This is a genomic window from Legionella oakridgensis ATCC 33761 = DSM 21215 (assembly GCF_000512355.1).
GTDB classification, from domain to species: Bacteria; Pseudomonadota; Gammaproteobacteria; order Legionellales; family Legionellaceae; genus Legionella_A; species Legionella_A oakridgensis.
Map to the genome: position 1 here is coordinate 2252501 of NZ_CP004006.1, position 13896 is coordinate 2266396.

The following is a 13896-nucleotide window of genomic DNA, read 5'->3' on the forward strand; positions in this document are numbered from 1 at the left end:
AAAGCCCATCAAGCCATACGCCATAAGAATAAAGCAGGGGATTATAATTATTTCACACCGCAGGGCATCAGCTTAAGAAAAGCTTTTACGCGTTACCCATTAATATTCAGCCACATTAGTTCAACCTTCAGCTTAGCTCGAATGCATCCTATTTTACATTACAAAAGACCTCATAAAGGAGTTGATTTAGCCGCTCCCATTGGCACACCAATCCGTGCTGTGGGAGATGGGAAAATAGAAACCATTGGCCGTCATAGCGGTTATGGCAATATGATTAAAATCGTACACGACAAAAAACACAGCACGGTATATGCTCATATGCTTAAATTTCAAAAAGGACTGTCCAGAGGGGATCGAGTTAAACGCGGACAAATCATAGGATATGTTGGACAAACCGGATTAGCCAGTGGACCGCATTGTCATTATGAATTTCATATTAATAGACAACCTAAAAATCCTATGACGGTCGACCTGCCACGCGCAGCATCTGTTTCATCAAGAGAGATGGCTTCGTTTAGCGCGAATGCCTCCACGCTTCTCGCGCAAATGAAGCTCTTTGAAGAAGCGCAGCTTGCAACTTCTGGCAAAAAGGCAACCAAGAAGGTTGCTTAGCGTTTAAAGCTTAGGCAAACAGATAACGACAAACAATCACCGTTGCAATAATTCCGGCAAGATCCGCCAACAATCCGGCAGGAATTGCATGACGGGTACGGCGAATTCCGACTGCTCCAAAATAAACGGCAATCACATAAAAGGTGGTTTCTGTACTACCCATCATGGTTGCGGCCGCTTTAGCAATAAATGAATTCCCTCCATGTTCATGGATTAATTCAGCCATCACACCAGTGGCTGCACTACCTGAGAAAGGACGAATTAAAGCAAGAGGCAATAATTCAGCCGGCATGCCAATCGTAGTCAATAATGGGGCCAGCAAAGAATATAACAGTTCAAAAAAACCCGATGCACGTAGCATTGCAATAGCGACCATCATGGCAATTAAATAGGGGATAATACTGACGCTGGTTTCAAATCCTTGTTTTGCGCCATTAATAAATGCGTCAAAAACATTAATTTTTTTTATGGCACCATAAAGAGGAATACCCACTATAAATGCCAGAAAAATCCAGTTAGATATTTGGGTGGCTAAGTCGCTCATTCATTACCATTTGCTTTTATTTGATAACAAGGCAGCTTCGCTAGCTGTTTTACTGCGATGATACCCACTGTTGTTGAAACCGTCGTCGCTATCAATGAACTAAAAATAACATTACTGGGTTGCAAGTTACCGTTTGCCGCAAGAAATGCAATGGCCGTCGCTGGAATCAATTGCACGCTTGACGTATTAATAGCCAAAAAGGTGCACATAGAATTGCTGGCTGTATGCACATGGGTATTCAAACGTTGTAACTCCTTCATGGCCTGAAGTCCAAATGGTGTAGCGGCATTAGCAAGCCCCAGCATATTTGCTGCAATATTGAGCAGCATTGCTCCCATGGCAGGATGCTCCGCGGGAACATCCGGGAATAATCGCCGAAAAATTGGTCTTACAACACGGGCAAACACATTCACCAGCCCAGATTCTGAAGCGATACCCATGATACCAAGCCATAAAGCCATGATCCCTGTCAAGCCAATGGCTACTTCAAAACCCAATTTGGCAGAATCCGTTACTGCGTGCACCACTTGATCAATTCTACCTTGAATAAGGCCAACGATAACAGCCAGAAAAATCATCCCTAGCCATATTGCATTCAACATGTTATCCCCTCCATGATGACTCGCCTACTTTACCCATCTTCATTGAGAAGATAACATCATCGATTATTTTGATTTTTTTAGTTGGGGACATGATGAATACTTCAACCACCTTAAAATTGCTGCTTACGGGCATGATATTATTCTCATTACCACTGTGGGCAAATCCAACAAACTCCACCCCAAAACGGATCAAATAATTGACCAACTATACCATAGCCTAAATCAGATGCCGATATCCGATATGGCAACACGACTTGACGTCATCAGTGCAAAATTGCTTGGCAAACCCTATTTGCTTGGTGCTTTAGGGGAAGGAGATGAAGGTCGATACGATCAATATCCACTCTATCGTATGGATGCTTTTGATTGTGAAACTTATGTGGATACCGTGCTTGCCATTGCTTTTGCTAATAATGTCTCTACGTTCAAACAATGCATCCGCAAAATCCGTTATCGTAATGGACAGGTATCCTTTATTGACCGCAATCATTTTGCAAGTCTTGACTGGAATCAAAATAATCAAAAACAAGGCTTCCTGAAAGACATTACGACCACAATTAAGGATAAAAATAATCAACCCGTTGCCAAAATAGCCAATGCTTTAATCAACAAACCAGCCTGGTATCAACATTTTACTGATAAGAACATTCGCCTTAATAACACAAATGCATCAGAACAAACAAAGCGCTTGGATGAATTAAAAAATAAAGGCCGCAAATTAAAAGCCTTAAATGCCTCTATACCATACCTTCCTTTGTCGGCTCTCTTTGATTCTTCAGGAAGAGCCAATGAATACCTATTTAAGCAAATACCCAACGGCGCAATTATTGAAATTGTCCGCCCAAATTGGGACTTGCGCAAACAAATTGGTACTTGTCTTAACGTTTCTCATCTTGGATTTGTTTTTTGGAAACATGGCACATTAATATTTCGCCAAGCCTCCTCCATTCATAACCATACGGTGGATGTTTCTTTAATTGACTATTTGCGTGACGCCAGAAAAAGCCCAACCATTGATGGAATTAATGTGCAGGTGGTATTGCCTACTCAACCTCTATCCATCGGCTGCAACGCCACTTAATCGTGAACTTGCAGCGGGAAACTGCACTAGGAAAAAACAAGAGATTGTTACTATGAGAACCTGTTTTCAAAGTCATCAGGCTGAATTTTAAAGGACAGGAACGCAGAAAATCGAGGCTTTTAGCCCCGTGGTTAGACTATGAAGACAGATTTTGAAACTTCTAAATCATATAATAGGTACCCAATGCAATCGTTCGGTTGTATGGTAACTGATAAAATTCAATATTTAAATTAGCAGAATAATTCCTTACCAAAAAAGCAAATAATTTTTCCTGCCAATAAAACCAAAGGGTGTGTTGCTTCTTACTGGCAACTACATTAGGAATTTCAATCATATAAGTCGCTGTTTCAATATTGACTTGAAAAGGAAGAATTTGCCGATCATTGGCAATGTAAAGTGCTTGCGGAATGGAAACGGTATCCATAAACCCATAATGCAATGTTAACTCACAGATATTTTCCTTCAGACAGGAGACTTCGAAACGATCCGGCGACGCAACATAAGGCGTATCCTCGACGATGTAATTGATGATTAAAATATGCTCCGGCAACGCCCGGTTTAATTTTAAAAAATGAAGAAAACTTCCACCGCTTTTATCGTAGATGTCTGTGATGAAGATTGCCGTGGTTTCCGGCAATCGATTCAGACTTTTATAATCAAATTGCTTCAATATTTTTGATAATTCCTCCTTTTTCATATAATACGCCTTATATAAATACTGCCGACCTTGATGCCAAGTATACATAATAAAAGCACATGCAAGCGCAAATATAATAGGCACCCATCCCCCAGTTATGATTTTTTGAATATTAGCTCCTAAAAATGCAACATCGATGGCGCCCGAGAAAGAAAATAAAGCAATGAGTATCACAGGATTCCAACGCCATTTCTTAATGGCCAAATAAACAATCAATACGCTGGTCAAGATCATCACCAAGTTCACTGCGATTCCATACGCATGAGCCAATGCATTTGAATTTTTAAAAGTAACAATTAGGAGTAAGGTTCCTATGGCAAGAACAAGATTCATTTGAGGAATGTAAATTTGACCTTTTTTGGATTTGGAGGTCTGTACGATCGGCAAATGCGGATACAAGCCTAACAATACCGCCTGTTTAGTCAATGAAAAAGTAGCTGAAATTACGGCTTGCGATGCAATAATGGTTGCCAACGTTGCAATGATTAACAAAGGAAATAAAAACCATTTTGGAGCAAGCAGATAAAATGGATTTGCAATGGCTTCCGGGTGATTTAACAAATAAGCGCCCTGGCCAAAATAATTCAATAATAAGCCCGGCAAAGCCACCAAAAACCAGCTAATGCGGATGGGTTTTTTGCCAAAATGCCCCAAGTCGGCATACAACGCTTCACCGCCCGTGACAACCAAAAATATACCGCCTAATAAAGCATAGCCCTTCCAGCCATTGATTTTAAAAAAATCGTATGCATAGATTGGATTGATGGCTTTAAGCACCACTGGGTTATGAATAATCTGCACGGCTCCCAGTATGGCCAAAATCACAAACCAGATAAAAATGATTGGGCCAAAAACAAAGCCAATTTTTGCCGTACCGTAAGATTGTACAGAAAATAATCCAATCAAGATAATGCTCGTCAATGGCAAAACCCAATGCGACAATTCCGGCACAATAACATGAAACCCCTCTATGGCACTGATGACTGAGATTGCCGGAGTTAACATGCCATCTCCCAGCATCAAGCCTGCCCCAAAAATGCCTAAAATAAAAAATATTTGTGTTTTATCGCCAATAAAACGTTTTAACAGGGCTAAAAGGGCAAGGATTCCACCTTCACCATTGTTATCGGCACGGAATAAAATCACCAGATATTTAAAAGAAATAACTAAAATAAGGGACCAGAAAATAAGCGACAGGACTCCGAGAACATCCGCCAAATTGATAGGAAGCCCATCAAGCGATTCCCGCATGGCATACAGAGGGCTTGTGCCTATATCACCATAAACAACCCCAAGTGCTGCCAAAGACAATGAGAATAATGTTGGATTGTCAAGCGTCGTTTTATCAGTCACCGTTAAAAATCCTTATTAATTAATTTTTGTTCGCTTTCATACCACCCACATACATACAGAGCTACGGAAATAATTCACTACGATTAGCTATAAACTATCATTTTCTATCCTGCCAATACATAGCACCTATAAAAGATTATCTTACCCCCAATGATTGGGCATGCTATTAATTTATAATCTTGCAAGACAACCTTGTAAATTATTATTTAATCAGGAAAACTTAAGTGCTGATTGCGAAATCATAAGGGATGCTTAATAATGGAAACATTAAATTGCTACAGGAGTAAAAATGTCGGTTGGGATATCTACTGGGCGCATGGCGTGGGTCGGGTTGTTTGCTTTGACATTAACCAGCTGTTTTCATCCTCCTTATAATAATTTTCAAGAAGATAAACGCACCCTGAGATATTCGACCTTTGGCGGCGGTTTTGGTGCAATGGTAGGCGCTATTGCGGGCGGGGTTGCAGGAAGCGTAGCAGCCGGGGCGGTAGTTGGCGGGGTAAGTGGTTCCTTTATTGGCTATCAAAAAAACTTAAGGCCTGCCATTATTAAAGAACTACAAAAACAAGACATTCAATATGTACAATATGGGGATACCATTACCTTAATTGTACCAACCGATAATTATTATTTGTTTAATAGCCCAGTTCTCAATGAATTAAGCTATCCAGGACTGATGAATATCGTTCGTCTTCTTAAATTTTATCCATGTACTCCTGTGTATGTTGCGGCATTCACCGATAACGTTGGCTCGCGTCGTCATAAAAAAATGCTGTCGCAGGCTCAAGCCGAAACGATGTTAACTTTCCTATGGGCGCATAATATCGATGCGCATCGACTCCGTGCAGAAGGCTATAGTGATAAGCATCCAATAGGCGACAATCGATGGATTCATGGCAGCGCTTATAATCGCCGCATTGAAATACAATGGCTAAATACCCCAGGTCAACCTTCAACACCACCCATGGCTTATCTAGGCATGACCAAGTAAAGCCAATGAGGATGGTTGCTTTCCTGAAAAAAAGCAAAGCTTGAAGGTTTGATGTTTACAATCCCTGTATTTAATGCAACAAGTATTGCAAACTGGTGCAGCTATTAATCATTAGCTATGATGAGAATGATAGGAATTACGACGATGCAACCCTTAAAATTATTTAATTTAAGAGTGACTCTATTTTTATTATCCAGCTTCACAAGCCTAAGTTTTGCTGCTACCAATTGGGCACCTTATATTAACATCGACGCCGGCATTGCTTCCGAAAAAATCAGCGATGTCACGTTTCAAAATCCCCGAGCTCCGCAATTGGCTCAACAAAGTAATTACTCTGCAATTGCCGCAGGTTCAATCGCTTTAGGCAGCAGTGTCTTACCGATGCAATTACCTGTACGCCTAGAACTTAGAGGGCTCTTTCAGGGTCAAAGTGGCTTTAATCGGGAATATTATTTCCCTTCACTCGCTGTGATAGGCATACAAAAGTTACGTATTCAATCCAACGCATTGCTTGTACAAGGATATTATGACATTCCCTTGCAAAGCGTTACTCCCTTTATTACCTTGGGAGTTGGCGCAGTCTGGAATAAAACCACCGCCACTCAATATGCTCCGGAAATACCTGGATGGACATACAATTTTGTTGGCACAACCACATCCAATCTTGCCTGGGCAGGCGGCGTAGGCTTATCAAAATCACTCACGGATAAGTTATCCTTAACCACCAATCTGCAATATGTTTCTTTAGGAAAATTTGATACAGGCGTATTACCCAAAACAGGAGATGAACATATTTTCGGTAAAGTTCGTGCTATCGAACTACTGGTGGGAGTACGATATCTCCTATAGGAACGCCCATTTCCACGCAAGCGAGAATAATGGCAAAAATTATAACCACATAGCATGTTCTTTCCTGATGGGCTAAACCCGCGAAATTGTTCACATTCAGATGTTCTGATATGATGAACAATCCGTTATCGACTCAATCCATTCATGCGTTCTAGATTTGTTGGTGGAATTCTTCTTATCGTTGGTACCTCCATAGGCGGTGGTATGCTTGCCTTGCCCGTTGCCAATGCAGCAACAGGTTTTTGGCAATCTTCGCTTTTCTTGCTGTTGTGCTGGATAATCATGACACTAGGTGCTTTTTTCATTTTGGAAGTTAATCTGTATCTTCCTCCAGGTAAAAACATGGTTTCAATGGCAGCAGCAACCCTTGGCAAGCCAGGATTACTTGTCGCCTGGCTGAGTTATCTTTTTTTGCTCTATACTTTGCTTTCTGCTTATATTTCAGGAGGAGCAGATGTACTGGGCGGATTACTGCGGCTAATCAGCGTTCATGCCAGTGAATGGCAGCTATCCATTGTATTTACAGTGCTTTTTGGTGTTATCGTGTATGGCGGGATTCGTCAGGTTGATTTGCTCAATCGTGTCCTCATGTTTGCCAAGCTAGGAGCTTATTTCATTCTCATCGTTCTAATCTCGCCTTATACGAACGTGCATCATTTTCAAGATGGAAATGTCCAGTACATCACAGGAACCATCATGATTCTAATTACATCCTATGGCTTTGCCATCATTGTTCCCAATCTTCGTGAATATTTTAATGACAATGTTCACTCTTTAAAAAGAGTGGTTTTGATTGGCTCTCTTATTCCATTGCTTTGTTATATCGCTTGGGATGCCGTTATTATGGGCACTCTTCCCGCCAATGGAGATGACGGTTTAATATCATTGATGCACGATGAACATACGACCAGCTCACTGGCAATCATGCTTTCCAATGCAGTAAATAACAGCACCATCAGTTCTTTATTTAATTTTTTCACCTCCATTTGTATGTTGACTGCCTTTCTGGGAGTCTCCTTATGTCTTATCAGTTTTTTGGGAGACGGTCTTAACCTTTCTGCAAAAGGAAAAGAAGGGTTAGGCTTGTTTTTATTAACCTTTCTGCCGCCATTGATTTTGGTTATTTATTACCCAGGCGCCTACATTCACGCTTTAAATTATGCGGGATTTTTCTGCGTAATACTCTTATTACTACTGCCTGCATTAATGTCTTATTTCGGCAGAAAGCATTTTTCTCCAGCCTTCATTGTCCCGGGTGGACGAGCGAGTCAAATGCTGGTGATTATCAGTTCTCTGCTTCTACTTTTTTTAGCAATATAGAACAAGGTTCAGTACTTGCTTGTTGGTATTATCTGGAGTACGCTGCCAAGATTCATATTGACAAAAAATGAAATTTAAATTAACATTTTGTTTTATTTTTAAACAATTGGAATGTCTGTGCTCAACTCTAAGCTCATAGGTGGTATATTACTCATTGTTGGAACCTCCATTGGTGGCGGAATGCTGGCACTTCCCGTTTCTACTGCCGCTGCAGGCATTAGCAATTCCATTTTCTTTTTAATTGCCTGTTGGCTCATTATGACCGCGGGTGCATTATTAATTCTTGAAGTTAATTTGCGCCTTCCAGCAGGCAGTAATATGGTGTCGATGGCACGCTCAACGCTCGGATTACCAGGACAAGTCATCGCCTGGATAACGTATCTTTTCCTACTTTATACTTTACTTGCTGCCTACATTTCCGGAGGCAGCGATGTATTTAGCAGTCTTTTGCACAAAATGCACATCGACTTGCCAAATTGGCTAACCGCCCTAAGCTTTACTCTACTCTTTAGTCTAGTTATTTACAGCGGCATCCGAGCAGTAGATTACGTTAATCGTGGCTTAATGTTTGGCAAATTAGGGATTTATTTATTGCTTGTATTGATTATTAGTCCACATATTGAGGTACCGACCTGGCGCGGCGGTTCACTGCCAGCCATCACAGGCAGTCTTATGATTTTAATCACCTCATTTGGCTTTGCTTCTATTGTTCCCAGCTTGCGCGAATATTTCAAAGACGATATTCCAGCGTTACGCAAAGTTATTGTATTTGGCTCGCTTATTCCATTGGTTTGTTACATCGTGTGGGAAGCAGTCATTATGGGAGTTGTGCATCGCGACGGTAGCAATGGCTTACTGGCACTTATGAATAGTGAGCATGCCACCAGCGGTTTAACAGAGGCCTTAAGTGACGCGGTACAAAGTCAATTAATTACTCGATTTTTCGAGTTTTTTACATCAATTTGCATGATTACTGCCTTTCTAGGTGTTTCTTTGGGTTTATTTGATTTTCTTGCAGATGGTTTAAAACTTAAAAAGGCAGGCAAACAAGGACAACTGACTTTGGCATTAACGTTTCTGCCTCCTTTAGTGATTGTCATGTTTAATCCAGGTATTTATCTAAAAGCACTAGGTTATGCAGGCATTTGCTGCGTCATCTTATTACTCCTGCTGCCATCAGTCATGGCTTGGCGAGGACGTAATGCATGTACCCAAGATTCCATGGTCATCGTACCAGGGGGACGATTTAGCCTGGCGCTCATTGGCTTCATTGCCACTATTTTATTATTTATAGCATGGCGTCTGGGTTAGGCCACATCAGCATTTTTTGTATTTTTCCTTGCAACTGAATTTCAGGAAGAAAATTCATACCGATTTTCATAAAAAATTTCCATGTCTCCCCATGCTCTATGTTAATTTTATCTATCAGCTGGCTTCGTCTTTCATTAATGGCTTGTATGAAATTCATGGTTCCCTGCGCTCCCAGCAAAGAACACACTGAGAGCACGCTCTTCTGTTCCAAGAATAAATTTTTTAGCAACTGCTCTTCAAGATATTCAAATTTTTTATGCACTTCATCAGCATCTGGCAGACCAACCCCTCGCTCCAGATCTGCTTCACATACAAGCCGATGCTCCTCATTCAGAATCGTAGCAAATAAGTTGGGGGCGATATTACTTCTTTGCAATGCTTGGAAAATTTCCTCTATCCAGATTTGATTTAAATTGAGCAATACTATAGCAATTTTGGGACAGTCTTCATTGCGAATAAAATTACAGAGTATCTCAATATTTTCATTATGCGCGGGTGGCAAAGCATGCGGTGCGCATAGTATGTAGAGAATCCTGGTGAATAAAATGCCACGAAAAATTTCATCTACCAATAAATTATGCATCAGCTCCTTATGAAATAAGGAGCTTAATTTTTCTTCAAACGTCAGCGGCACCTGAATAGCTAATACCTCTAATTGCGCCAATAGTGAAAAAGTGTATACATATAGTAATCGTTTATCTTGCTTCAGCTCAAAAGGCAGGCCATTTTTAAATAAATCAGAAATGCGCTTTTTAATCTGTGTTCTTTCTTTTTCAGTTATTTTTTTCCAGCCTTCCTGAATCCATTTTTCGGCTTCCCAGGAAGGTCTTAATAACTTATCAAGTTCATCCATAACAACACCCCTTAAACATTGAGGTTGCATGCATCATATCGAGTTAGCGTAAACAGTGTCAAGCAAAGGCCATGCAAGTTTGCAAGGCCTTTCTCTCAAGATTAACCAAGACATCCGAAGGGGGAAAGAAAAGAAGTTCAGTCTCATCTTATTCCTATTTTTAAGTATGCGATTAAAAGCCAATTTTTGTTATTATTATCCAAAACCGATTAATGCACAGTTAGCATACACTACCTAATGAGCATGATAAAAATAAGACCGTTTTTAAAATGGGCAGGCAATAAGTATCGCTGTCTTGATAATATTTTAAACTCCTTACCAACCGCAAATCGTTTGATCGAACCCTTTGCCGGTTCTGCGGCTGTATTTATTAATTCGGATTATCCTCGCTATTTACTGGCCGAAGAAAATAAAGATTTGATTGCCCTGTTCTCCTGCCTGCAAACGGAAGGACACTCCTTCATTTCTTTCTGTGAACAATATTTCTGCCATACCAATAATTGTGCCGGACGCTATTATGATTTTCGTGATCAATTCAATCAATGCACTGAGGCAAGGCAAAGAGCTGCTTTGTTTTTATATTTAAACCGGCACGGGTACAATGGATTATGCCGTTATAATCAAAAAGGCATTTATAATGTCCCTTTTGGCCGCTATCAGAAGCCTTATTTCCCTAAAGCCGAAATGGAATACTTTCATCAGAAAAGTCAAAAAGCCAAATTTATCCACAGCGATTTTCGAGATACGTTTGCTCATGCCACACCAGGTGATTTGATTTATTGTGATCCTCCCTATGCTCCACGCTTACAAAATAGTAACTTTACGTCTTATACGGATAAGAAATTTGGAGAACAGGAACAAATCATTCTTGCTGAATTAGCCATGGAAAGTGCCGCCAGAGGCATCACCGTTATTATTTCCAATCATGATACGGATTTTACTCGTCATTATTATCGTTTTGGAGACATTAAATCGTTTGCCGTCACTCGTTCCATCAGTTGCCAGATCCACCGTCGTTTGTCAGTCAACGAATTGCTTGTCATTTTTCGTTAATACACAATGAAACCAAACCACGACATCCTGACAGAATAAAAACGTTAACTACTAATTTGTGATGGTTCTAAAGTCTTTTAAGAAAAATGCAACGACCATTACCATCAGCAAAGAAAGAGGAAGAACCGATAAGGCTAACTGATAATCAACCATGGTATAGATATGCTCACCAGCCACTATACCGCCATCACCAAACGTATCCAATAACTTACCAACTAATGGCTGGAAAATAACCCCGCCTAACGTAACAATCATGTTCGTTACCGCAAAGACAGTACCCGATAATTGTGCGCCACTATTTTCTTTAGCCATCACAAACACAATAATCTCAGTTGCACTGAATACGCCATAGAAAAACAACAATACATTTAAGGACCAGTAGGAAAGCCCGGGAGCATACAACACCAAACTGATGCATATCAACGATAGGATAGCACCTATGACAAGCGGCAGTACGCGGCGACCCGTTAAATCAGAAAAATATCCCGCCACCGGCGCTCCCACAGCCCAGCCAAGAAACATGACAGAAATGGTTCTTGCCGCTTCAACTTTTGTCAAATGATGCGCCTGTTCCAGATAAGTTTTACCCCATAATTCGCCAAATACAGATAATGAGGTATAAAGGCACGCCCCCACAAAACCTATCAACCAAACCTCAGAGGACGTGAGCACGCGCCAAACATTCTGAAAAAATTCTGTTAATGGCTGCATTTTTACATGATGGCCTCCGGGTCCATCCCGAACGATTAGAAAAATTAACAGAGAAAGCAAAGCACCAAACACAACCATCAAAAACAATACCGGTCGCAGTCCCATGGTCAATGCCAGTTCCGTGATTTTTACTTCCCCATACACCAACCCTAACATACCTAGTGTAGTAATTAACCCTGCTACTAATGAAAAGTATCGCTGAGGCAGCCAATACATGGCCAACGATAATACCCCGACAAAAGCAAAAGAAGAGCCAAAACCGACTAAAAAACGACCGCATCCGGCAATGAGCATGGAGGAAAAACACATAAACATGAAGGAGCCGATGGTGCAACATAAACAAGCAAATGTTAATAACCGCCGGGGCCCGAAACGATCCATCAACATACCAACCGGTAATTGCATCGGAGAATATGCAAAATAATAAAACGCAGACAACTGACCGAACGTTGAAGCAGAAATATGGCCAAATACTGCACTCAACTCACTTTGCAATGCTCCAGGAATAATTCTTAATACGAATTCATAACAGTAAAACACCGCGCCTATAGCACAAACCAGTGAGCCAAAATAAATTTGTTTCCGTTTTGTCAAACTACCTTCAAACATTTGAGTCAGCATGAGCATAGGTTTCTCTTAAAAAGAGCGTTAAGATGGCTGCCAGCAAAATACCAAGAGGAATAATGGACATTGCAAATTGATAATCATCCGCGGTATAAAATTGCTGCATTTTATCTAATGGAATATCTTGAATGGACAAGGTTGTTGCATGCGAACGTGCACTCCAATCCAATAGCCGACCAACTAATGGTTGCAAAAACATGGCGCCAATCATCACAATCATATTGGTCATTGCAATGGCTGTTCCAGCGGCTTCTTTAGGGCTTAACTCACGGCCAACTGCAAAAACAATCGCTTGTGCACTGTAGAGCAATCCTAAAAGAACCATTAATGCATTTAAACTGATTTGATTTAAACCAGGCATATACAAAATCATCATCATGACCACGGCTGCACTGCTTGCCCCAAGCATCATTGGAAGTTTTCGCCTTTTAAAGTGGTCTGAAATAAATCCCATCAGTGGAGCACCAATGGTAAAACCAAGAAATAATAAAGAGTTTGCAAAATGAGCACCAGCCTCTGAAATTCCGTGAGCATGTATTAAATAAGGAATACCCCATAATTCGGCAAAGACCGTGGTAGGCAAATAAACCAAACAACCATACAGGCCATTGATCCATATTTGCTTATTGCGAGCAATGATTCCCAAATCAATCATATTTTTCTTAAAGCTATCTATGGTTCCTTTTTGTCGTTGATAGCGCTTTTGGTCCTTAATACCAAACCATAATACTATTGTCAGTCCAACCCCGAAAATAGCAGTGAAATTAACCGTCGATTGCCAACCCAGCCAGAACACCATATGACCCAATAAATTATCGCCGATCATGGCACCAATAGTCCCTAAGGCAGTAGCGATTCCTGCTACCATCGCCAGTTTATCTTCTGGTAACCATATCGTTGCCAGCTTTAAAACACCAACAAAGGCAAAAGCAGATCCTAACCCCACCAGAAAACGTCCCAAAGCAGCCACGGAAAATACTGTCGTACCTGCAAATAAAAAGGTCCCAATCACACAAATCATACAAGCCAAAGTCAACAGACGTCGGGGACCGAATCGATCCATCAAAACACCAACGGGAAGTTGCATGGGAACATATGCATAGTAATAAAAAGCCGATAAAAAACCAAAACCGCTGGCAGATAAATCAAAATGATTGCGTAATTGTGGCTCCATGACACTAGGAGAGATACGCAAAAAATATTCATACGCATAATAGATTGCACCCAAACTGCAAATTAACCATGCAATCAAGCGATATCTTTTATCATTTTTTATAGACAAAATACTCTCCTTA

Annotated in this window: 13 protein-coding genes (1 of these 13 running past the window's edge); 7 read left to right on the forward strand and 6 right to left on the reverse strand. The window is 40.7% G+C overall.

From position 1 onward, the window contains the following. On the forward strand, nucleotides 1-612 hold the end of the coding sequence (locus LOA_RS10945; RefSeq protein WP_042239362.1) for a peptidoglycan DD-metalloendopeptidase family protein. Its footprint begins 858 nt before the window's first position; only the last 612 of its 1470 coding nucleotides appear in the window; the start codon falls outside the window, past its left edge; its stop codon occupies nucleotides 610-612. A 10-nt stretch (nucleotides 613-622) separates the two neighbouring features. On the opposite strand, the gene LOA_RS10950 is transcribed toward LOA_RS10945, so the two are convergent. Together LOA_RS10950 and LOA_RS10955 are read right to left on the reverse strand one after the other, a co-directional pair. Then, nucleotides 623-1156 (reverse strand): spore maturation protein, encoded by a 534-nt coding sequence (locus tag LOA_RS10950; protein WP_025386375.1) that lies wholly within the window; start codon nucleotides 1154-1156, stop codon nucleotides 623-625. Continuing rightward, nucleotides 1153-1758, reverse strand: coding sequence for a nucleoside recognition domain-containing protein (locus tag LOA_RS10955; protein WP_025386376.1), 606 nt, complete (start codon nucleotides 1756-1758; stop codon nucleotides 1153-1155). Before LOA_RS10955 ends, LOA_RS10950 begins: the two co-directional genes overlap by 4 nt. A 226-nt stretch (nucleotides 1759-1984) precedes the next feature. Between LOA_RS10955 and LOA_RS10960 the strand changes: the two genes are divergently transcribed. Further along, nucleotides 1985-2839 carry an N-acetylmuramoyl-L-alanine amidase-like domain-containing protein gene (locus tag LOA_RS10960; protein ID WP_025386378.1) on the forward strand — a complete coding sequence of 285 codons (855 nt, stop codon included), beginning with the start codon at nucleotides 1985-1987 and terminating at the stop codon, nucleotides 2837-2839. 160 nt (nucleotides 2840-2999) lie between these two features. Here the strand turns inward: LOA_RS10960 and LOA_RS10965 are convergent, their stop codons facing one another. Further along, on the reverse strand, nucleotides 3000-4889 hold the full coding sequence (locus tag LOA_RS10965) for a potassium transporter Kup (RefSeq protein WP_025386379.1): 1890 nt from the start codon (nucleotides 4887-4889) through the stop codon (nucleotides 3000-3002). 289 nt (nucleotides 4890-5178) lie between these two features. On the opposite strand from LOA_RS10965, the gene cmpA reads away from it, so the two are divergent. From cmpA to LOA_RS10985, 4 genes are all read left to right on the forward strand, one after another. After that, entirely contained in the window at nucleotides 5179-5880 is a 702-nt protein-coding gene (cmpA, locus tag LOA_RS10970; RefSeq protein ID WP_025386380.1) for a C-OmpA-like family protein CmpA, read from the forward strand. A 126-nt stretch (nucleotides 5881-6006) separates the two neighbouring features. Beyond that, nucleotides 6007-6729, forward strand: coding sequence for an outer membrane protein (locus tag LOA_RS10975; RefSeq protein WP_158423054.1), 723 nt, complete (start codon nucleotides 6007-6009; stop codon nucleotides 6727-6729). 144 nt (nucleotides 6730-6873) lie between these two features. Further along, complete coding sequence (locus LOA_RS10980) at nucleotides 6874-8049, forward strand: amino acid permease (RefSeq protein WP_025386382.1); 1176 nt, start codon at nucleotides 6874-6876, stop codon at nucleotides 8047-8049. 117 nt (nucleotides 8050-8166) lie between these two features. Further along, a complete protein-coding gene (locus LOA_RS10985) occupies nucleotides 8167-9360 on the forward strand; it encodes an amino acid permease (RefSeq protein WP_025386383.1) in 1194 nt (397 codons plus the stop codon). Here LOA_RS10985 and LOA_RS10990 read toward each other — a convergent pair. Next, the gene (locus tag LOA_RS10990; protein WP_025386384.1) at nucleotides 9338-10213 is read right to left on the reverse strand and encodes a hypothetical protein; all 876 of its coding nucleotides are present in this window, start codon (nucleotides 10211-10213) and stop codon (nucleotides 9338-9340) included. The genes LOA_RS10985 and LOA_RS10990 overlap by 23 nt on opposite strands. Before the next feature lie 243 nt (nucleotides 10214-10456). Between LOA_RS10990 and LOA_RS10995 the strand changes: the two genes are divergently transcribed. Then, nucleotides 10457-11266 (forward strand): Dam family site-specific DNA-(adenine-N6)-methyltransferase, encoded by an 810-nt coding sequence (locus LOA_RS10995; protein WP_025386385.1) that lies wholly within the window; start codon nucleotides 10457-10459, stop codon nucleotides 11264-11266. Between the two features lie 51 nt (nucleotides 11267-11317). Here the strand turns inward: LOA_RS10995 and LOA_RS11000 are convergent, their stop codons facing one another. Then, nucleotides 11318-12586: an MFS transporter gene (locus tag LOA_RS11000; RefSeq protein WP_025386386.1), complete on the reverse strand. Its 1269-nt coding sequence runs from the start codon at nucleotides 12584-12586 to the stop codon at nucleotides 11318-11320. Beyond that, a complete protein-coding gene (locus LOA_RS11005; RefSeq protein WP_025386387.1) occupies nucleotides 12579-13883 on the reverse strand; it encodes an MFS transporter in 1305 nt (434 codons plus the stop codon). The genes LOA_RS11000 and LOA_RS11005 overlap by 8 nt, the downstream gene beginning before the upstream one ends. Between the last annotated feature and the right edge of the window lie 13 nt (nucleotides 13884-13896).

Coding starts and splice junctions, on each gene's coding strand:
- LOA_RS11000 (WP_025386386.1), bottom strand. CDS start 12,586: ATGTTTGAAGGTAGTTTGACAAAACGGAAACAAATTTATTTTGGCTCA.
- cmpA (WP_025386380.1), top strand. CDS start 5,179: ATGTCGGTTGGGATATCTACTGGGCGCATGGCGTGGGTCGGGTTGTTT.
- LOA_RS10960 (WP_025386378.1), top strand. CDS start 1,985: ATGCCGATATCCGATATGGCAACACGACTTGACGTCATCAGTGCAAAA.
- LOA_RS10950 (WP_025386375.1), bottom strand. CDS start 1,156: ATGAGCGACTTAGCCACCCAAATATCTAACTGGATTTTTCTGGCATTT.
- LOA_RS10995 (WP_025386385.1), top strand. CDS start 10,457: ATGATAAAAATAAGACCGTTTTTAAAATGGGCAGGCAATAAGTATCGC.
- LOA_RS10990 (WP_025386384.1), bottom strand. CDS start 10,213: ATGGATGAACTTGATAAGTTATTAAGACCTTCCTGGGAAGCCGAAAAA.
- LOA_RS10975 (WP_158423054.1), top strand. CDS start 6,007: ATGATAGGAATTACGACGATGCAACCCTTAAAATTATTTAATTTAAGA.
- LOA_RS10980 (WP_025386382.1), top strand. CDS start 6,874: ATGCGTTCTAGATTTGTTGGTGGAATTCTTCTTATCGTTGGTACCTCC.
- LOA_RS10955 (WP_025386376.1), bottom strand. CDS start 1,758: ATGTTGAATGCAATATGGCTAGGGATGATTTTTCTGGCTGTTATCGTT.